We start from the raw sequence: 20233 nt of genomic DNA on the forward strand, positions 1-20233 counted from the left end.
TCGCAGGTTCCCCCTTAGACGGCGCCTTTTTCTATTTCTTTGGATTAATGGGTGATAATCGGATACATGTGACCCTGCATGGCAAAGGATGCTTTTCCCGTTTCTTCGGAGACGACGATGATCAGAGCATCGCATTGTTCGCTGAGTCCCAAAGCCGCTCGATGTCTTGTTCCCAGTTTTTGTTCTCCAACGGACACATGCGATAAGGGCAAGACGTTTGCCGCTGAGAGGATGTGATTTTCCCGGATAACAACTGCCCCGTCATGCAAGGGACTACCCGGAAAAAAGATCGATTCCAGCAGGGAATGGGTCATCCAGGCTCCAATCGGAATTCCGGCTTGCAGGTACGATTGGAGTGAATCTTCTCGCTCGACGACAATCAATGCCCCTTGTCTGCGCGAGGATAAGTTTTGCACAGCCAAGGAAAGATCGGTGTATTTGTCTGTATACGGACCCAAATAGCATTGCAAGTAAAAGGAAGCCGCCGTGGTCTCCAGCTGGCTAAACCGGCTGCGAATCTGATCGAAAGTTCCGAGCAGACATCCATTTTCATTCTCGAGTGCAAGAATGCTTTGTTCGATTGCACTGGAAATTGCCGTCAGTTGCTCTTTCATCTCCCCCTTTAGCGGGGATACGTCGCAGTTCACTCGTTCCATGAAAACCCCTCAGTTTCAATTTATCCCTTGTATGGATGATTGTTCCCCTCCCCGCGTAGAAACATTCTTGTCTCGAATGGGAAACCATTTTCTAACAAGCCCTAGAAGCAATATCAATCGAAAGGCAGTTGCCGCGAAGAGGATTCAAGGAATACTGGACGGATTTTCTCGGTCGGATGTGAATCATTTATTTGTTTTCATAAAGTACGAAGACGTAATTCATAAAAATACTGAACAATCGGATGCTTTCCCTTCATTTTCTCGGCCATGTTTAAAATTCGCTTTTTCCCTACTCGTCTGTCCACCAAAGCTAGGATATTCAATAAGATATCATTGCTCTCCATGCTTTCCTCTATAGAAGTGGATAAAAATTTAGTAGCTACACCGCTGAAATTTGATTTGCTTAATGCTGCTTGGGCTAACAAAAGCTCCTTTGCATATTCTGCCATTTTTCTATTTCTTGCAATGACTCTTAGACGATCTTCCGGAACTGTCCCCTTGGTTTCTTTTCTGACAGCTTCGATTTCTTCTTCGCTGATAGGAATTCGGATATCCGGATCACTCTTAATTTCCTGCTCCGTCTGATACCATTTGATTGAGGTCGTTTTATCACTCATATGGAGTACATTCTTTTTATCTACTGCAATATAGCACAGTCCTGCTTTGTCTGGTAAATAACGATAGCCGGTCGCACGGTATTCAACTTTTCCTTGTAAGGCAGGACAGAGAAAACTCTCCAGCTGTTGTTTCAATTTGCTCCAGGACATTCCATCCTCCTATGTTGCATTTCATCATTAGCTAATGTGGCAGTTATTCCTCCGGGAGATTACTTATTTAATTTAGACTAATTCATGGTGGATACAAAGTCTGTGGTTGGCAGCCTAAACCTGTGTAAGCTTATCCGGGTTTCGTACGATGTAGATTCCGGAAAGCTTTCCGTTTTGGCGTTGTAAAAACATAGCCGCTACGGTTTCGTCTCCCGAACGGAGTACGATACTGGTCTCACCGTTCAGATGGGCACACTCGGAGTGAAGCTTTCCATGATAATAAGGTTTTATGCCCTCGAACGCGCCGGCAAGGATTCGCGCCACTTGATCGCGCGTTTGTATCGGACGCGTGAACGCGAGTACTTTTCCGCCCCCGTCGGAGACAAGCATGACATCTTCAGTCAGCAGGGACAGTATCTGATCGACGTTACCTTTCTCGAGGGATGTAAGGAACCGGCTAACCCATTCCAGTTCGACCGCTTCGGCCACAACCGTCTCCTCCTCAGATATACCCATCTTGCTTTTTGCACGGCTCATCAGCTTGCGGCAATTCGCCTCTCGCTTGCCAAGCATTTCAGCTATTTCGGGATAATCAAAGCCCAGCGCCTCGCGCAGAACGAAAACCGCACGCTCTGTTGGCGTCAGCCTCTCCAGCAGCACGAGCATGGCGTAAGACAGCAGATCGCGCCGGACGACCGTCATCTCAAACGTATCTGCCACTGGCTGCGTACGAATCGGCTCAGGTAGCCACGGACCAACGTACATTTCCCTCCGCCTCCGCGCCGACTTCTGCAGGTCGAGGCAGCGATTGGTTACCATTTTGCACAAATACGCCTTCGGTTCTTCCAAGCGTTCAGGATGTACGTCGTACGCCTTGGCAAATACGTCCTGTACCGCATCTTCCGCGTCTGCCGCGGAGCCTGTCATCTGATAAGCCAGCGTGAACAGCAGCGCTTTATATTGATCGTACAGTTCTTCCAATCGCTGTCCCTCCTTCGTTTTCTATCTAAGCATACTGGCGGCATCCTCTACCAGTTTCTTGATTCTCCCCGGAATCTTTCCTGTCATGACCATATCGAGTCCCCATTTTCGTATCCAGAACACCCCTTCTTCCCCGAGTGCAATGGTGAAAGCATCCATATTCGATTTGGCTGAATGATGACTTGGAGCCGAACGGCCGTCCAAATCTGCCATCACGATCTTTCCCAGTAGTAATCCCTGCTCCCCAGCTTCAAAGCACGTCATCTGAGTTGCTCTGCCGTCTATCGGATCGACGATTCCCGCACAGTCGCCAATGCTGTAAACGTTCGGCATCCCTTGGACGCGATAACATTCATCCACCAGTACCTTCCCATCAGGAGTAAGCGGCAAGCCCATCCCTCGGAGGCCCGGATTGGGTATCAAGCCCAACGTCCAAATACATAGACCAACCGCCAGACAATCGCCGTTGCTGAGCGTTACCACTCCTGCTTCCTCTCGCATCGCCTTACGATTATGAAGTACCGTTACTCCACATTCGATGAGCCGCTGATCCAGCTTCCGTCTAAATTTATCCGACACTTCCGGAAGTAGTCGTTCCTGTGCATCCAGCAAATAGACGGAGACATCGGATGGATTCAGTCCTAGCGCCGTTGCTTCCTTCCTCATGGCGATCGATAGCTCGGCGGACGTCTCCATGCCGCTAATGCCTGCTCCCGCAACCGCGATGGTCATCAGTCTCTTGCGTTCACCAGGATCCTTCTCGTCTGCAGCCTTCCATAGGTTGGCACGCCAGTGTTCCCGGATGTCTGTCGCGGCTTGCGGGTCGGTCAAGGCGATGCCTCCTTGATCGGGATCCGGTCGCCGAACAATGCTGCCGACCGCCACGATTAGAAAGTCATACTGCATTCGGGCATCATTTCCTTGCGCATCCGTATATCGAATCCGTTTTTCCTTACTATCCACGGACGCAACCGTACCTTGTACGAATTCGAAATCTTTTAGAGCTAAATGATCCCAGGGAATCACAATCTCTTCCTCGACCGCAGTCGGACGGAACATTCTCAATTTGCGCAAATGACCGGGCTGCTTGTCGATCAGAACAAACCGAATTCGCCGTCCATTCGCTATGCCCCGGGTCTTTTCCTTTATTTGTTTGAGCGCTTGTAGCCCTGCATAGCCGCCTCCTATGATGACACATGTCAAGTCGTTCATCGTTCCTCAGCTCCCCTTTTACGTTTTGCACATAGAACGATGTAAGGCTCTGATTTGTGACATCGGAAACGAACGAAAAAAAATTACATGAGCCCGTTTCATCAGCCGTTTTTTCGTGACTGTTTGTTGAGTAAATCTGCCGTTAGCCTAACGTGGCCCCAGTCTAAGAACTTTATTATCCAGTCTAATACATATTATATTTAAAATAAAAAATAGGCGATCACTATCTTAACCGAGATAGTAATCGCCCCTATAACTAGACATCTGCTTCGTTTCCGCTCCATTGTAAACGTTGGGTACGTCGCAGAACCCGCTGCGGCTCCAGCGAAGCATCAAAGGCCGTCAACAACGCGAAGGGTATACCATCAATCCGTCGGTAAGGCTTTTTACAGGGCTACAGAGCCATATACAGCGCGAAAATGGACAGACACTCACCGGCTTGCTTTTCCTCCAGTCTAAGCAGCTTGGAAAAATCCGGCTTCGCCCCTCTGCTTAGGTTGTCTTGACTTTCTTCTAGGTCCCCATTTATTGAGTTCCCACTTACTATCCTAGGAATTTTTAGAATGAACAAATGATTCGTCTGTTGGTATTCTCTCCTTGCTTCGGATCACGGCAAGCATGCATAGGAACACACAGGTCAGAAAGCAAATGATGCCGGAAAAGGCCCATTCGATGCCATAGGTGTTGGCGATGACTCCAATCATACCGTTCCCTACCAAAGCTCCCAGACCAGATGCTGTAAACAAATATCCAAGGATCCTCCCCGCCTGATTCGCATACAGGGAGCAAGCAATGGCTGCAATCGTCGGGAATATTGCCGCAAAGCAGATTCCAGACACGATAAACAGGGCCATTGCTGCCTCCCCTCTCCAGACGATGGCAGTGCCAACCAAGAGTATACCTAGTGTTGAGCTGATCATAACCGTCTTCTCTTGACCAATCCGATGAATCCACCAATGTGCACTTAATCGTCCGGCGGTAAAAACCAGATAGAAACCCGATAAGTACAAAGCCCCCTCTGAAAGCGGCAGAGCTCTAACTTGCAGAAGATAAGTGGGGAGCCAAGTAGCATAGCCGACTTCTGCCATTACATATGCCAAGATAGCCAGAAGCAATCCAACGAGTCTGGTATACCCTCCTGATTTGATAGTATTTGGCACAGTCTCTCGCTGTGAATGGGGCTTTCCACTATGTGTGGTCACTTGACCGTATCGAAAAAAGATAACGAACAGCAGGATGAAACTAAGCAGCACCAATTCCACCCAAAAGCCGCTTCGCCAATCGGGAGAAAGCTGCAGGATCCAGATACTGAGGATTGGAAGCCCAGATGCTCCGACACCGTAAAACCCGTGCAGCCAGTTGAAATATCTCGCCTGGTCTTCTGCGGATTTTGCTACGGCGGGTACTGCACCGTTTATCCCGATCTCCAGGAAGCCTCCCCCGATCCCAGCGAGGACAAAACCGGATGCGAACAGACTATAGTTCTCCACATTCATGTAAAGAAGCAGTCCTACGGCAATAAGAAAACTTCCCCACACCGTGACAAACTTCAACCCTTTTTTGTCAATCACAAGTCCTCCGAGAAAAGAGCCTGCCAAATACCCAAACGATCCCAAAGAAAATGCACCGCTCAGTTCAAGATAATTCAAGTGTAGATCCTTTTGAATCAAGGGGGTCATGATACTTCGCAGGGAGTCGATGGAACCGAAAAACAGCATGCCAACAAATGAAATAAAGAGCAGCTTTCTCTCAAAGAGGGCCACGAGAGTCTTCACTCCACTTTCTATCCAGCTTCGCCAATACGTGAGTCAAAGGATGTTGGGCCATGGATTCCAACCGCCAATCATAGGATTCAAACAGCAAATCCATTGTGACGGGATTGGGCACGATCACACATTGCAGCCCTGCTGCTTTCGCCGCCTTTGCTCCTGCGGCTGAATCTTCGAAAGCAAGGACCTCGTCTGGGCTAAGGTGAAGAGCACTCACAGCTTTTACGTACAGCTCAGGGTCTGGCTTTACGCTCTCCACATCATCGGCGGTTTTAATCACTTCAAAATAGGGAAGAAGCCGGAGCTGCCGAAGAAACCCTTCGACCCATGCTCGGTTCGAACTGGAGGCTAGACCGATTCGCAGTCCAAGTTCTTTTGCCGTAGCCAGATAATCCCGTACACCAGCCCTTGCTTCCACTTCCTTGATCTTTTCCCGATGTAAATCATTTGCCACTCGCCTGATCGTCTCGAGTTTCTCCTTAGTCCCTGCCACTTTTTTCAGATACGTATTGAACGCTCCTCCATGTGTCCCCACAAAGGAAGCAAATGTTTGGAGCGGTAAATCCAGCTGGTGCTGCTCAAAGGCTTCACGAAATGAGTGGTACCAGATCGTTTCGGTATCCAGGATAAGTCCATCGAAGTCAAAAACAATTCCTTTAATCACAGTCTCTCTCCTCCTCTGCTCCATTAGCGAAACGACAGCAGCGCCCCCAGCTGCCTGAAAGAACCTTGTTGATTCTTTTCCACGTGCAGTTGAAGACGCCATCTATTTTCTGTAGATAATCAATAGGCCACTTTCCACATATATCTTCGTGTGCTGAGCGGGTGATTGCGCGCATTCGCCAACTCTTCCGCATAGACTCGCAGTACCCGATGCAGTACGAGCGGCGCGATGTACCCCTTCACTTGATCGTCCACCTCGCTTAAATCAAAGTCTTTGGCATCCAGGGTGATGATAGTATCGCCATACTGCCGAGAAAAGCCGAGGGAACGCTCTTCGAGGGGACGAGTTTCGTCGAGACCAACAAGCTGGATAATAGGTACTCCCTTATCCAATATTTCGAATGGTCCATGAAAATACTCCCCGGCATGAATAGCGTGGGAATGGATCCATTGCATTTCCATGAGAATGCAGATGGCAAACCAGTAGGCGATACCATAGTTGGCACCACTGCCCATGGTATAGATGATTCTAGCATCCCGGTACGTACGGCCAAAGGTTTGTGCTGCAAGAAGGGCTTGCTCCCTCGCTTTTTCGATCACCGGACGCAGTGCCGCTAGCGAATGGATGATGGCCTCGTATTTGGGATTGCCTTCCTTGATATACAAAAGACCGAAGACCAATTCGTACATGATCGCATGCGCATCGTTTAGGAAAGGCTGCTCTTTCCCCTCCTCATACACGATGACAAATTCAGATGCTTCTGCCAGGGGAGAATCCGGATCATAGGTAAGGGAGACGGTCATAGCCCCTTTTTCTCTGGCAAAGCAAGCGGCATTCACGGTTTCCGGCGTTTTGCCGTAGTGCGAGCAAAGGATGACGAGGGATTTTTCACTCAGCTTAGCAGGATGGCGGTGGATAAATTCATTGGAGCTGTAAAGATCGGAATCAATCGTTTTGGCTTCGTGATCCAAGGCATATTTGCTGGCGTACATGAGCGCGGACGAACCTCCGCACCCGACTAGGAAAACTTTTTCAATCTCTCTACTCTTATATTCCTCGAGTACTCGATCTACCATTTCATTCAGCATGCGCTTCTCCTCCTTTGAAAGTGACTAGACTAGTAGCTCCTATTTTTCCACTGCAACGAACGATTCGAGTCGCCGAAGCGATGCTTCTATCGCCTGATCCGGATCAAGTACGTACTGGGAGGAGGTAAATTCCAGCGTCAATGCTCCTTTGTAATTATGTTGCTCGAGGATCTGCATATACGACGCCAATGGAAGATTCCCATCGCCCCATGCCAAATGTCCACCGGGTTTTCCATCTACCAGGTGAATGTGCACAAACTCCTCACCCAGTCGTTCGAAATAGCTGTCCAGCTCTTCTCCTTCCACAGCCATCGCGACCGTGTCCACCATCCCTTTCACGGATGGGCAACTGATATCGTTTACCATTTCCATCAGATCGGTTAAATTACAGACCAGATTGGACTCGATACGCTGCAAAGGCTCTAACGCGAGCGTAATACCGCGCTGCCTTGCATACTCGGCAAGCTGCTGCAGGGATTCGCACGAACGCTTCCATGCTTCCGCCCTGCTTTCGTTTCGATAGCCCCATCCTGCAGTCACCAGTACGAGCTCTGACTGCAATTCGGCGCTTGCCTCAATGGACTTTTCAAAATATCGTTTGCTTCGCTCGCGAATGGTCTGTTCCTTAGCTGCGAGATTAATCGGATACATGCATTGCTCAGGGGTGAAGCACACCACTTTCAGACCGCGGTCATCGATTTGGCGCCTGATGCCCCTGATTTCTGTTAAGGACAGATCCTCTACATAAAAGTGCGGCGCCGCTCCCCAAAGCTCAATCTGCTCAAATTGGAAGCGAACCATGGATTCCAAAAAATACGTTAGTGGATAGTGCAGGTAATGAAAGTTCATCCCCGTGATCTGCGCACGCTTTATGGTTGCCATATGCCCTCCCTATTTTGGATCCCCACACGATAAACCTATTCGAGATGGTTCAACCTTTTACACTGCCTGCCATCATGCCACGAACAAACTGTTTCTGGAACAGAATGAACATGATGATCATTGGAATTGCAGAAATGGCCAGTCCAGCCAATTGGACACCAAAATCGGTATTCAGCTGGCTCCTCAGGTTCATCAATCCCACCGGTATCGTCCGAAGTGCGGAATCTTCGATGAACACCATGGCAAACATGAATTCATTCCACACATTCATCCCCGTAAGGAGGGCAGCCGAAGCCAAGATTGGCTTTCCCATTGGCAAGATGATATGCCAGTAGACTTGCCAAGTACTGCATCCGTCAATCGTCGCAGATTCCTCCAGCTCTCTTGGGATGGATAAAAAGTAGGAACGCATGAGGAAGATGGAAAACGGCAGTTGGAATGCGACATAGGGCACGATCAGAGCCCAGTGTGTATTGTATAGGCCAATCATCTGAAGTATTTTGTAGAGGGAAATTAGGCTAACCTGCGGAGCCAGCATCAATCCGCTCACCACGATGAGTAGCAAAATGTTCGCCCCTTTGAAGTGAAACCGGCTAAGTCCAAAGGCAGCCATCGAGCCTAAGACCAGAACAAGCAGCACCGAGACTACTGTGACAAAGGCGCTGTTCAGAAAGTATTGACCGATTCCCGCATCCCAGGCGGAGACGTAGTTTTTCCACAGCCACTTATCCGGCATTCCCCATGGGTCCAGAAAAAAGTTGCGATTGGATTTGAACCCGTTCATCGCAAGCCAGAACAACGGATACAGGATGCAGAGCGCATAGGCGGAAAACCACACCCAGATCAAAACGCGATACCATTTTTGCAAAAATACCATACGCCCTCTACACCTCCTGGCCCGTTTTTGCGAGTCGCATTTGCAAGAGCGACAAGCCTAGCGTAATGACAAAGATGATGGTTCCGATCGTCGAGGCGTACCCCATTTCATCGTTGCGAAACGCTGCACGGTACAGCATGGTCCCCAGCACTTCTGTAGAACGTCCAGGACCCCCGAAGGTCATTACGTACACCTCATCAAACACTTTAAAGGCACCAATCACGGTGATCATGCTTCCCACGAGAATCATTTCTCTCAGCTGCGGGATGGTTATATGAAAGAAGGTACGAAGACGATTGGCACCGTCTATCATGGCTGCTTCGTACAATTCTCCCGGGATCTTGTGCATCGCGATCAAAAATAGCATGGTCATGTACCCGGTGTACTGCCACTGAGAGACAGCCACTACTGCGTAGATTGCCGTTTTGCTATCACCCAGCCAGGGGTGCATCCATTCGGTTTGACCGATTGTCTTCAGTGCCCCATTGATTAGCCCGATTTCTGGGTTGTACAACAGCTGCCACATGAGGCCCACTACCGAGATGGAAATGACCGCTGGGAGAAAAAACACTGTCCGAAAAAAAGGCTGCCAACGTCGGATGACCTTTTCCTCCAGGATAGCTGCGATCACCAAACCACCTCCGACCTGAAACAGTAGGGAGATCAGCGCGTAGAGCGAGTTGTTTTTCAAAGCAGTGTAAAAGACAGGGTCGTGAAACAGTTTGACGTAGTAATCCAACCCGACAAAAACCCTATTCACCTCAAATGTGCTCCATCGAAACATGCTGTAGTAAAGGTTGAAGATAATCGGGAGAAACACGAACAGCACGATGAGCAGAAGGGCTGGAAGGATAAAAGGGAGTGCGGACCGGGCATTATGAAACGTCGATTTCAACATGAGTCTCCCTCCTAGGAAGAGGGTAAGCAGCCCAACGGTCGCTTACCCAAAATGCCTATTGCTTGACTTCCTGATTGACCTCCTGAGCGACCCCCTGGACTTCCTGCATGATCTCCTCCGGTGATTTCGTTCCATCCAGTAGCAGCTGGATATTCGATAGGTACGTGTCCGCTATTTTCGCATGCACGTCCGTATCGAGCCATTCGGCCATTCCTTCTGCGCTCTTCATCATTTCGACGGCTTCTGCTACCTGCTTCAAGGCAGTATCCGGATTGGTAGCGCCGACAATCGGACTAGGCCAGCCAATTTGCTTCACGAGCTTTTCCGCATTTTGCTTGCTGGTCAAAAACTTCAAGAATGCGATTGCTTCTTTTGGGTGCTGAGTTTTTGACGAGACAATGAAACCGTCCGGCGCTCCGGTAATATAGTTTTGATTGCCCTTTCCTTCTGGGATTGCAGGCATCGGGAAGAAGTCGAACGGAACCTGCATGTTCTTTTGTGCCTCTTGGAATTCTTCTAACTCCACATACATCATCGCGCCTTTGCCGGCAAAAAACATCTGCGTCGCCATGTCATGCGAGCTGGAGTTGATGTTGTCGTTGAAATATCCCTTGTCTTTCAAGTCCTTCAGATACTGCAGCGCTTTGATGTAACCAGGGTCGGTAAACTCTCCTGTTCCAGGATTGTAATCCTTAGCGCGGACATCATCAGGAACCATCTTTTGATTCAGACCGGTCAAATAGTGAATGGCAGCCCATGGACTAGCATTACCTAAGATGATAGGCGTTTCCCCGGCTTGTTTTAATTTGTCTAAAAGTTGCAAAAATTCTTCCCAAGTCTTTGGCTTTTGCAGCTGATGCTTATCAAAGATCTCCTTGTTGTAGACAAAGAATTTCCCGTTAAAGCGCAGGGGTACACCGTAGTTTTTGCCATCGGAGACGAATGGCTGGAGTGAGGCGGGGATGAAACCCTTTTTCCATTCCGGGTCGGCATTCATTGCTTCAGTCAAGTCCATCGCCGCACCTGATCTTACAAATTTCCGTGCGAATTCACCCGACCACGAGAACATAATATCTGGAACGGATCCTCCCCCCATGATCACGCGGAGTTTGTCTTTCATCGGTTCATCCGCGACAGCTTCCACCTTTACTGTGATGGAAGGATTCTGACTCTCAAATTCCTTGATGACTTCTTCAAAATAGGGGGCGTATTGCGGCTGCGGCCATTTGTGCAGCAGTTTGAGCTCAACCTTGCCCTCCTCTGAAGAGTCGGAAGCCGATTGACCCTCTCCGGAAGATGGGCTGCTGGAACACCCACTCGCCACTAAAGACAAGACCAACGTACCAAGGACGGCCATTTTTTTGGTAAACGTGAACACATTGATCACTCCCCATAATGGTATATACCATTGATCCTAAAAAAATTTGACATCCCTCTTTGCTGTATTATTTTAGGTTCAATTCTGAATAATAGCGGACGATATCGCTGCGCGTGATGGATTTGGAAAATTCGATTTCCCGTCCCGTTTTATCAAATGCAACCGCTTCCAACAGGATACAGGGACTTTCCGATTTAATCCGCAGGAGCTTACTCTCGGAATCATCTGAAAACGTAACCTGCATATATTCCTTAGCCTTCACGAGTACGATGCCGTACAGGTCCTCCAGCACCTGATACAGCGACGTATTGTCTGCAATGTGCTCTTCAATTCCTGGGCAGAACAAGTACGGAAGGAATGATTCCTCGATTGCCACGGGTGTGTCATCGACCAAGCGCAGACGTTTGAACACAATGACTTCTTCTCCATCGGGCACCTTTAATTTTCTCGCCAAGGAGGGTCTCGCTTGATCTTTCCGTACAGATAGCAGCAGTGTTCGTGGTGTGAGACCTTTGCCAAGCATGTTTTTGGTAAAGCTGTTGAAAGTGATAAAGTCCATTTCAATTTTTTTGTTCGTGATGAAGGTTCCCGCCCCGACCCTACGTTCGACTATTCCCTCCCTTTCCAATACGGACAAGGTATGTCTGGCCGTCATTCGGCTGACCCCGTACAAATCTGCCAGCTCACGCTCAGAAGGCAGCTTGTCTCCGCTGGACAGCTTTCCTCTTTCGATGTCATCCATGATTATGCTCTTCAACTGTTTATAAAATGGAGTGTTTTCTCTATTGTGTGATTCCATGCCGACTCAACCTTTTCCTAATTGGTATATACCTTTACCAAAATAGTAAAGTTATCAGATGATTCTGTCAAGTTCAAACTTGGATTTTTCCTAATACCGTTGGCCATGACCAAATGCTCCATCCACTAAGCAGGTCCTCGCTGAAAATGAGGCAGCCACTTGCAACCCTCTTTCGATGGCTTCCGCAGTTGGTGCATGGGTTTTTGTCCAGCCGAATTGGACCAAGTGGATGAGGAATGCTGTTAAAAAGGAATCTCCCGCTCCCATCGTATCCACCGGCTGCACGAATTCGACAGTCCCTCTGTACAATACGCCATGGCTAAAGAACAGTGGACCCTGTGAGCCTCTGGTGATCAGAATATGATTCACGCCATGGCCATTTACCCGATTGACTAATGTCTCGATCTCCGAGCGGGTCAAAGAGCCTCCTGAAAACAAGGCAAAGTCGATAAAGGGGCATACTTTCTGCAAATAATTATCCGTACGGAATTTGGATTCTTCAGAAAAGTCAAAGGCTACCAAAGCATCCAGTTGCCGAAGCTTCGGCAGCTCGCTCTCTACATGAGCATAACAACCAGAATGGATCAGTGAAAAACTCTTCAAGTATTCCAGATCCTCTGTGTCCAATATAGGTGGGTTCTTTGTTGAAATACCTCCCCCATTTCCCCCGACGAATACTCTGTCACCTTCGACAAGGTTGACCTGGGCAAAGCCGTTCTCCCCTTCCAACTGTATGCAGTGTGATAAGTCGATGCCGATTTTCGTTAGTTCTTCTTGAATGAATTCTGCGATAACATCATTTCCAAAGGCACCTAGATAGGCAGAAGGAACACCAAGCTGCTTGGCAAACACTGCAAAATTCACAGAATTCCCCCCCGGATAGCGCGTCCTTGTATGTAGGTATACATCCGCCACGTTATCACCAAAGCCAATTACTTTCATGTTTCCAGCCCCCCTTGTTATCTTCTGGCAACGAAAGCACTACCGCAGTAGTGCTCGTCGCTTCTATTTAGTACTCCATTTTTCGGTAATAGCGTCTGGTTTCCAGCGGGTGGTTCCGTTCGCGCTCCAGGTATACACTGATGCGATTGAGGACTGCCCAGTTTACGCTGATCCCAAAGTACGCTCTCATCTCTTCACTGATGCCCTCCAGTGCGAACTCCTTGGTGTCGATGATGAACAGCTCTTTGGTCATCTTCTCGGCAAAGCGCTCTACACGGTCCACCAATGGCCGTGTCTCATCTTCCCCTTTCAGGAGGATGACACTCGTGTTTTCCTCAACCAATTCCAGAGTTCCATGGAAAAATTCTGCCGCGTGAATGGACTTCGATCGAATCCACTGCATTTCCTCTAGAATGCACATGGCATAAGAGTATGTGTTGCCCCAGAGGCTGCCAGCTCCGACGAGCATATGGTAATCCGTGTTTTTGTGTTTGATAGCAAATGCTTCTGCTCTTTGCTCAAAAGACTCCATGGCACTGAGCAGTGCTTGTGGAAGTATCGCTACTTCTTTGGCAAATTTGTCATAGAGGGGAAACTCATTGTTGTTGTGCATGAAACGGAAGACCAGCATGTACAGGTGAATGAAGAAGGTATCAAACGAATGCTTTTCGTGTCCTGTCGTGATGCAGTGATCGACGATTTCAGCTAACGGGGTGTTTGGATTTGCGACCAATCCAATCGTCTTAGCTCCCCTTTCCTTGCAGAACTGTGCCGCTGCCACCGTTTCTTTTGTCGTTCCCGATACAGAGGCAAAAATGCAGACAGAATCTTTGCTGAAATGCTTATGGTTCATGACCATGAATTCCGCAGCAATTTCAGCGTGAACTTCCAACGTTGAATTCGACTTCAGAATGTACTCATACGGGTACATCATCGCGATGGTTCCCCCCGCACCAATCAGGAAAAGATTCGAAAAGCCTTTGGCAGAAATGTGGTCGACAATTCCTTCGATTTTCTCACGCTCTGCAATCGCCTCCTTTCCCACTGCTTGCAGAAACAAATCCGAATCAAATTTCAACATAGCCTATTCCTCCCCAATGGTAGACAATCGTAATCTATTTTAAAGCGTTCATGCTTTAAAACCTGTCTGAGTCCTTGCAGCTACTTTAGAATCGTGCTGAACTTGCATCGGTCTCCTCTGGCGATTTCAATGGTGTACTCGATTGGGACCTGTTCCTCCGTGGCGGTAACTACTTTCGTGCAGATAGCAGCCTCGCCAGGCGCCACGCCCAGATAGGACGCTTCCTCTTCAGTCAAGTAGCTCATGCTGATTTCCTGTTTGCTCTTTGTCAGTTCTATATGATAAACCTCACGCAGGATCGCATAGAGTGATTGCTGTTCCAGATCATGCTGTTCCAATCCGGGGCACAAGTGGCAGGGGACGTAGATGGTCTCCAACGCAAATGGTTCATGCTCGACATGCCTTATCCGCACGAGTTCATAGACTTCCGTGCCAAGCAAAATGGAGAAAGTCTTCGCGAGCCATTTGTTCGCTTCCATTTTTCGAATGGATATGACGGTAGTTTGTGCGTGCAGCCCAGCCTCTTTCATGGCATCGGAGAAAGAGAGGAACTGCCACAAATTCCGGTTAATTTTTTGTGGTGCTACATACGTTCCACTACCGTGAATGCTATACAGGATGCCTTCATCCACGAGTCGTTCGATTGCTTGACGCAATGTCATCCGGTTAACGCCCCAGTGAGAGCTGAGCTCTCTCTCCGAAGGTAGCTTATCATGGGCACGCAGCCCGCTTTGACTTATGTATGCTTCTATTTTTTCTGCAAGATCCGAACGGACAGTATCGTATTTTGCCAAGTCTACCCCTGCCTCCAACCAACTGGTATATTTGTATACCACACTAACGTTATATACCAATCGCAAAATATATACCACTTAACCATTATGCTATACCACTTGAGGGGCCTGGTCAATAAAAATCTGAAAAGTCACAAAAAACCCCTCTGACTTACACATGCCTGTAGGGCACGCGAAGCAAAGGGGGGTGAGGTATTAGTGACGGTCTGCCAAGAAATAGCTTTTTTGACCATTCGTATATGATTTTGTGAATTCCACTACCCGACTATCGCGGTCATAGCTTTTGCATTCATGTAAAAAAACGACACTGTCAGTCGGGACTTGAAGCAACTTTGCTTCCGGATTTCGAACCTTTACAAGGGACAACGTTTCGTAGGCCATGTCCAGGTCTACTCCATTAGCTGCAAACAAGTCGTAGAGCGAGTGTACCCCGAAGTCGTACTGGTCTATTTGGGAAACCAGGTCGTACGGAACCAGTGTATCCTCCAATGTAAACGGTTCGTCATTTCCCAAACGCAGCCGTATGATACGGTATAGCTCCGCCTCTTCATCTATATTGAAAATTGCTGCATATTTCAAACCAGCTCTTCGTCTCCCTGTATACAACAGTTTCGTGGACGGCTGGATCCCTTTGGACAACAGCATTTTGCTGAAACCTTGCAGCTTGTACAGATTGGAACCGATTTTTGATTGCGTCACGAATGTACCTTTTCCCTGCACTTTCTTAAGGACACCCTCTTGGACCAATGCTTCGATGGCGTTCCTTACTGTCATGCGATTCAATCCATACGTTGCGGCCAGCTCACGTTCGGATGGGATCGGCTGCCCATACGCGTATTCACCATCCGCTATTTTTTCACGGATCAGTTCTCTCAGCTGGGCGTGCAATGGAATCTTCTGTTCCACGGTTGCGTCCCTCCTCTCCCATTCCTTACAGTGTATCAAGGTCGGTTTTCCTTTGCCATCCTTTCGTAACGAGTGTTCTTGTATCCCACGGAGAACTTCGCTTTCTAGCGCTCCCTTTTTGCTAGATTTACCTTCCATAAAAACATGCTCGCAGCTGCAGCGACGATTGAGGGACCCAGATAGCCTTTCTGGATCCAACTGGGCAACCTTTATAGCCTGCTGCCCCTATCGTATCTTCAACAGGGCCAGGTGTTCCGAACAGAACAATCTCCCCTGAAAGAACAGAGTTTAGCTTATTTGCATCTGAGGCAATTTCAACTTCATTCGAAGTAATCATTTCACCGGCTTCAGTCATACCAGTTACCACATAGTACGTTGAACAGTCTGTGCTACCTCGTTTTTTTACACTGTATCTAATAAGATTCTCTTCCTCGTTCCAGTTAAGGACGTTTGAATCCATTTTTTGAGTTACATTGAGACGATTCTTTTCTTGGGGATCTTCCACTAGACTCGGTGATACCGTAGTAATCGCAGATGTTTCGTTTAATTGGATTAAAGAATTTCCAATGCACATCCTTGTATTCAATGACAATCTTATCAATCGACAGCTTGATGTTGCTCATGTTCTTCCCCCTCCAAAAATTTTGATGAATTTCTGGCTAAATTAGAGGGGATGGCGGTTAGCCTTTCACATGTCCTTCCCAAGATGCTATATGTAAACTGGCACGTTACCAGATTGTTTTTGACCTTTACATTCTAAGTAGTCGGAATGGAATACTCATTAGTTGCGAGAGTCTTTTTTGCTTCATGTCCCTTTGCATAGTAATAATCGTTACATCCTCGTAGATTATTAGGGTAACTTTTTATAGACTTATACGTACGTACATCTCATTTCACGAAAATTTGGTACGGGTATTACAATGGTTATATTGCCTATTTGGAGATAAAACGGTTCATTCGGCACTGGGTGGGGTTTATTTCAATTGCCCCCTTTTCAAGGGCGAGTCCAAGAGCAAAAAAATCCCCCAAACGAGCGTTGATCCTCGGTTGGGGGATAAAATCATCCAAAAATATCTTTATTTGTTCTTTTAATCTTGTCTAATATTTTGTCCATTTCCTTCACATCAAACAATCCTTCATTCGTTCCTGCCAAAAAGTATAGCTTTAACCAATAAGAATCATCTTCCAAATAGGTCTTTACTGCTTTTTCTATTACTTCTTTTGAAAGTTTCTTTACGATGACCTCTGGAGGTGCAGCAGGAATAAAGTCTACCCCTTCTTTATCCATGTACGAAAATAAATATTTTGGAGTTGTTACGACTAAGGTATACGTAAATCCATCTTCTGTTTCAATAAAAACATCAATATTATCGTTTTCAATATCCTCAATTTCATCAAAATATGAAGGATATTTTATCACATAATTCTCCAATTAATTCTCCCCCTCTAGGTTATTTACCGTAAAGGTCTCTTAGTACTTTAATAACATCAGCCTGATTTGCCTTATTAGATTTACCAACAATCTCGATTCCACTTTCAACATTTTTAAAGTATACTCTAGCCCCGTTTGCACCACGCATTTCATAGATTCCTCCAAATCCAAGCGATTTTGAGCCTTTACCCGGATTTGTGTTTCCACTTAGAAAACTCTTAACTAAATTATCTGCCTCAGATTGGACTCTTGGGTCTTTCCCCATTTCCATTGCTGCTCTCACAAGCCTCTTATCATTTTTTATGACTGAGGTTGCTGTTTTTACAATCTTTAAACTCCCAGCGGCTAGACCACCTAAAGGGGCATATTGAATTGCATTAGCTGAATAAACGAATAAACCGAAGCCGTATGGGTTGCTTTCAATTTTTTTAATTGTGGCATCCCAAGCAGGTCTACGCCAATATAAAGCAATGTCAATTTACTATTCATGATTCATTCCCCCTCATCTTAGTTGTTTTCAGTTGTCTATGCAAAGAATGTCAGCACCCTCCGAACAAGCGTTAATCATATAAATGACCACGCACGGATACGTCAGCTAGTACATTCTCTGTTAGACGACTGAAAAGGTTCTAAATAATCGGTTGATGTATGCCTTGTGATTCAATGTGACCGTATGTATACTGCCCTTTGTAGAAGCCCTCACGGTCTAGGATTCGCTTCACCTGAACCTTCGTAAATGACTTGCCTTGTGCGGTTCTGTAGCCCTCCACGTTTAGCTGTAGAGCCATTTGAGAGAGTGACCATGTTTGATACTGCTCACGTATGGCAAACAGTCTCCGAACCGTTTCTGCCTGTTTCTGATCTATCTGTAAAGCCTTCTGACCTTTTGGCACTGTTAGCCAAAGGTTGCTCTTCCTCCTGCGTAGCCGCCCTGCTGTGCTTTCTTGTTGCGTCCTCTGCCTAGTTTCATCGCTATCTCGAGCCGTTGATACTGGTCGAGCAGTTCCATTAACCCGTTAATCAGGAAGTCGCTTGGGTCTTTCTTGTGGATGCTGTAGGTCGGCTGTTCAATGCTTTGTACATCTACACCATGTTTCTTGAACTCCCGATGTACCAATACCTTTACGATGTCAGACCGCCATAAACGGCTTGTATTGAGGACAACTACTTTGTCGATGGTTTCGGTAGAGAGGGCGGCTAACATGTCCTGAAAGCCCTCTCTATCCACTTCTAACGCTTCCTCGTCTACCTTTGCCCCCGATATGCCTTCATCACAAAACACATGCAGGAGATTCCATCCTTGTTCCTTACAGTAAGCTAGAATTTCATCTTGTTGATAACCTAAACTGTAGCCGTCCTTTGCTTGCCCTTGTGTGGAAACCCGTACATATCCAATGACTTTCATCGCATTTTCTCCCCCACCGTTACAGAAATTGAGATTAATGTAACGGTATTCCGTATCACGATATTATTATAGTACGGTATACCGTTGCACTCAATAGTTTTTAGGTGATATTATGAAAGAAACATCACTAAATTGTAACGGTATTACGTTATGGAGGATTCATATGCCTATTCGATTACGTCTTAGAGAAATCCTTGAGGAACAAGGAATCAGTCAACGAGAACTCGCCCGTAGAATGAATATCCGCCCAAGTACGGTTAGCCATCTTTGCTCCGATAAAGTCAACGCCGCTTACTTTGATACTTTGGAGCAGATTTGTAAGACATTAAACATTCAACTGCATGAGTTGCTAGTCTTGGAAGATGAGTAGACTATTACGCTACTGGTACTTTACTGACAACACCGCTAAGTATTGCACATGGCGTCGTTACAGCTTCTTCCCATTGCTCCACAGCTACGTTATCAAAATCGAGCGTTGGGCGTTTTCTCATTTCCACCTCAATTTGCCTACGATAATATCCCGTTACCTGTCTCTGTTCCAGTTCACCACTCATCAATGCGTTTACTCTTAGAAGCATTTTCGGTTTTAACAGTTCTGGCGAGGTCAAATGAGTACACAGATAATACTTGTTAAACTGAGGCGGATACTGTACCAAAACATCAAGCGGTATCTTCTTCTTTGGAGCATAAACGATTTCAAACCTCGTCAATTCGCCCTCGATTTTCTTCCCTTGCTTCTCAGCTAGTTCCAACTTCTTATCGTAAACTCGGCAGTATCCTGCTACCTGCCTTTGATGCCGTTCATTGGAGTATCTTGTTCCTTTTTCGCAATGCATGTTCCGCCCAGTTAACGATAAGGTGAACAACTCAGATAAGGGTAACGGAATGTCAAATGCTACATCACACCGCACAAAGAGGATAGCGTGGGAGACCCTTTTCAATTGCATGAGCCATGATTTGAAGTGAATCAGACTGTCAGGATGACATTCGATTCGTAGCGTGTGCTTTAGGGATTTTTTCGCATACGCAAGCTGATAGGAGACATGCAGGTAATGTTCTCCATCTGTTACATGAACATGATACTTGAAGCCCTTGTCCAGAACATAAAGCGATGCATTAAAGTAATCACAAAGACGTTGTCTGAATGGAATGAAGAAACTCCAATAGACATTGGTGAAATCAATGACAATACGGTCAATAGAAACTTTCACCCCTTCCATATTCTCAACCCCCCACCGAAATTTTTTAACGAATTTCGGACTATATTAGAGGGCAAGGCGGCTAGCCTGAAGCGTATCCTTACCTATATATTTGAACTGGCACGTTACCAGATTGTTTATGACCCTTACACCGAAAATAGTCGGGACACCATACGCATTAGTTGCGAAGAATTTTGTTGTCTCACTTCCTCTTGCACAATAAACATCGTTGTATCCTTGCGGATTGATGCAAGAAAATAGACTATTTTGTTCTCCTCCTCCCCATCGGGATGAGCATGGGATTAGTTGCGTTTTCATAGGATATTTGAGAAAAACGGGAGAAAACGAAGGTAAGGTTTTTACAAGGAAAAACGGTGGTAACTGGCAATAATGGGGGCAAAGTTAGTGGAGAGAATAGAGGAATTAGGGTAACTTTTTGTACCTGTTTACGTGCGTACATCTCATTCCATGAAAACTATGTACGGATATTACAAGGGTTATGT

Annotated in this window: 21 protein-coding genes and 1 pseudogene; 1 reads left to right on the plus strand and 21 read right to left on the minus strand. The window is 46.9% G+C overall.

The features are described from left to right. Nucleotides 1–44 precede the first annotated feature (44 nt). From cdaS to EDM59_RS06670, 20 genes and pseudogenes are all read right to left on the minus strand, one after another. Entirely contained in the window at nucleotides 45–656 is a 612-nt protein-coding gene (cdaS, locus tag EDM59_RS06570) for a sporulation-specific diadenylate cyclase CdaS (RefSeq protein ID WP_122922863.1), read from the minus strand. Nucleotides 657–853: 197 nt separating this feature from the next. Beyond that, nucleotides 854–1423, minus strand: a complete 570-nt coding sequence (locus tag EDM59_RS06575) for an SF0329 family protein (protein ID WP_122922864.1) — start codon at nucleotides 1421–1423, stop codon at nucleotides 854–856. Between the two features lie 114 nt (nucleotides 1424–1537). Next, the gene (sigJ, locus tag EDM59_RS06580) at nucleotides 1538–2404 is read right to left on the minus strand and encodes an RNA polymerase sigma factor SigJ (protein ID WP_122922865.1); all 867 of its coding nucleotides are present in this window, start codon (nucleotides 2402–2404) and stop codon (nucleotides 1538–1540) included. A gap of 21 nt (nucleotides 2405–2425) precedes the next feature. Further along, nucleotides 2426–3616, minus strand: coding sequence for an NAD(P)/FAD-dependent oxidoreductase (locus EDM59_RS06585; RefSeq protein ID WP_122922866.1), 1191 nt, complete (start codon nucleotides 3614–3616; stop codon nucleotides 2426–2428). 548 nt (nucleotides 3617–4164) lie between these two features. Next, nucleotides 4165–5391 carry an MFS transporter gene (locus tag EDM59_RS06590; protein ID WP_148040824.1) on the minus strand — a complete coding sequence of 409 codons (1227 nt, stop codon included), beginning with the start codon at nucleotides 5389–5391 and terminating at the stop codon, nucleotides 4165–4167. After that, nucleotides 5366–6046 carry an HAD-IA family hydrolase gene (locus tag EDM59_RS06595; protein ID WP_246010968.1) on the minus strand — a complete coding sequence of 227 codons (681 nt, stop codon included), beginning with the start codon at nucleotides 6044–6046 and terminating at the stop codon, nucleotides 5366–5368. Before EDM59_RS06595 ends, EDM59_RS06590 begins: the two co-directional genes overlap by 26 nt. Nucleotides 6047–6168: 122 nt before the next feature. Next, a complete protein-coding gene (locus EDM59_RS06600; RefSeq protein ID WP_122922869.1) occupies nucleotides 6169–7137 on the minus strand; it encodes an SIS domain-containing protein in 969 nt (322 codons plus the stop codon). Nucleotides 7138–7176: 39 nt separating this feature from the next. Then, nucleotides 7177–8019, minus strand: coding sequence for a sugar phosphate isomerase/epimerase family protein (locus EDM59_RS06605; RefSeq protein ID WP_122922870.1), 843 nt, complete (start codon nucleotides 8017–8019; stop codon nucleotides 7177–7179). A gap of 49 nt (nucleotides 8020–8068) precedes the next feature. After that, a complete protein-coding gene (locus EDM59_RS06610; RefSeq protein WP_122922871.1) occupies nucleotides 8069–8896 on the minus strand; it encodes a carbohydrate ABC transporter permease in 828 nt (275 codons plus the stop codon). Nucleotides 8897–8903: 7 nt separating this feature from the next. Next, entirely contained in the window at nucleotides 8904–9794 is an 891-nt protein-coding gene (locus tag EDM59_RS06615; protein WP_122922872.1) for a carbohydrate ABC transporter permease, read from the minus strand. Between the two features lie 55 nt (nucleotides 9795–9849). Continuing rightward, a complete protein-coding gene (locus tag EDM59_RS06620; RefSeq protein ID WP_122922873.1) occupies nucleotides 9850–11172 on the minus strand; it encodes an ABC transporter substrate-binding protein in 1323 nt (440 codons plus the stop codon). Nucleotides 11173–11239: 67 nt separating this feature from the next. Further along, nucleotides 11240–11971, minus strand: coding sequence for a GntR family transcriptional regulator (locus tag EDM59_RS06625; protein WP_122922874.1), 732 nt, complete (start codon nucleotides 11969–11971; stop codon nucleotides 11240–11242). A 90-nt stretch (nucleotides 11972–12061) separates the two neighbouring features. Beyond that, nucleotides 12062–12913, minus strand: coding sequence for a PfkB family carbohydrate kinase (locus EDM59_RS06630; RefSeq protein WP_122922875.1), 852 nt, complete (start codon nucleotides 12911–12913; stop codon nucleotides 12062–12064). 67 nt (nucleotides 12914–12980) lie between these two features. Continuing rightward, nucleotides 12981–13994 (minus strand): SIS domain-containing protein, encoded by a 1014-nt coding sequence (locus EDM59_RS06635; protein ID WP_122922876.1) that lies wholly within the window; start codon nucleotides 13992–13994, stop codon nucleotides 12981–12983. 80 nt (nucleotides 13995–14074) lie between these two features. Beyond that, nucleotides 14075–14788: a GntR family transcriptional regulator gene (locus EDM59_RS06640; RefSeq protein WP_183192831.1), complete on the minus strand. Its 714-nt coding sequence runs from the start codon at nucleotides 14786–14788 to the stop codon at nucleotides 14075–14077. A gap of 195 nt (nucleotides 14789–14983) precedes the next feature. Further along, the gene (locus tag EDM59_RS06645) at nucleotides 14984–15694 is read right to left on the minus strand and encodes a GntR family transcriptional regulator (RefSeq protein WP_183192832.1); all 711 of its coding nucleotides are present in this window, start codon (nucleotides 15692–15694) and stop codon (nucleotides 14984–14986) included. Nucleotides 15695–16754: 1060 nt separating this feature from the next. Next, nucleotides 16755–17126, minus strand: coding sequence for a hypothetical protein (locus tag EDM59_RS06660; protein WP_122922880.1), 372 nt, complete (start codon nucleotides 17124–17126; stop codon nucleotides 16755–16757). 19 nt (nucleotides 17127–17145) lie between these two features. Next, the gene (locus EDM59_RS06665) at nucleotides 17146–17397 is read right to left on the minus strand and encodes a hypothetical protein (protein ID WP_122922881.1); all 252 of its coding nucleotides are present in this window, start codon (nucleotides 17395–17397) and stop codon (nucleotides 17146–17148) included. Between the two features lie 83 nt (nucleotides 17398–17480). Next, complete coding sequence (locus tag EDM59_RS31580) at nucleotides 17481–17615, minus strand: hypothetical protein (RefSeq protein WP_281274553.1); 135 nt, start codon at nucleotides 17613–17615, stop codon at nucleotides 17481–17483. Nucleotides 17616–17755: 140 nt separating this feature from the next. Then, nucleotides 17756–18531 (minus strand): annotated as a pseudogene (locus EDM59_RS06670) (recombinase family protein). Nucleotides 18532–18694: 163 nt separating this feature from the next. On the opposite strand from EDM59_RS06670, the gene EDM59_RS06675 reads away from it, so the two are divergent. Continuing rightward, complete coding sequence (locus EDM59_RS06675; RefSeq protein WP_122922882.1) at nucleotides 18695–18901, plus strand: helix-turn-helix domain-containing protein; 207 nt, start codon at nucleotides 18695–18697, stop codon at nucleotides 18899–18901. 4 nt (nucleotides 18902–18905) lie between these two features. Here EDM59_RS06675 and EDM59_RS06680 read toward each other — a convergent pair whose 3' ends face one another. Further along, on the minus strand, nucleotides 18906–19751 hold the full coding sequence (locus EDM59_RS06680; protein WP_122922883.1) for a replication initiation factor family protein: 846 nt from the start codon (nucleotides 19749–19751) through the stop codon (nucleotides 18906–18908). Between the last annotated feature and the right edge of the window lie 482 nt (nucleotides 19752–20233).

Source organism: Brevibacillus nitrificans (assembly GCF_003710965.1).
Taxonomy (GTDB): Bacteria; Bacillota; Bacilli; order Brevibacillales; family Brevibacillaceae; genus Brevibacillus; species Brevibacillus centrosporus.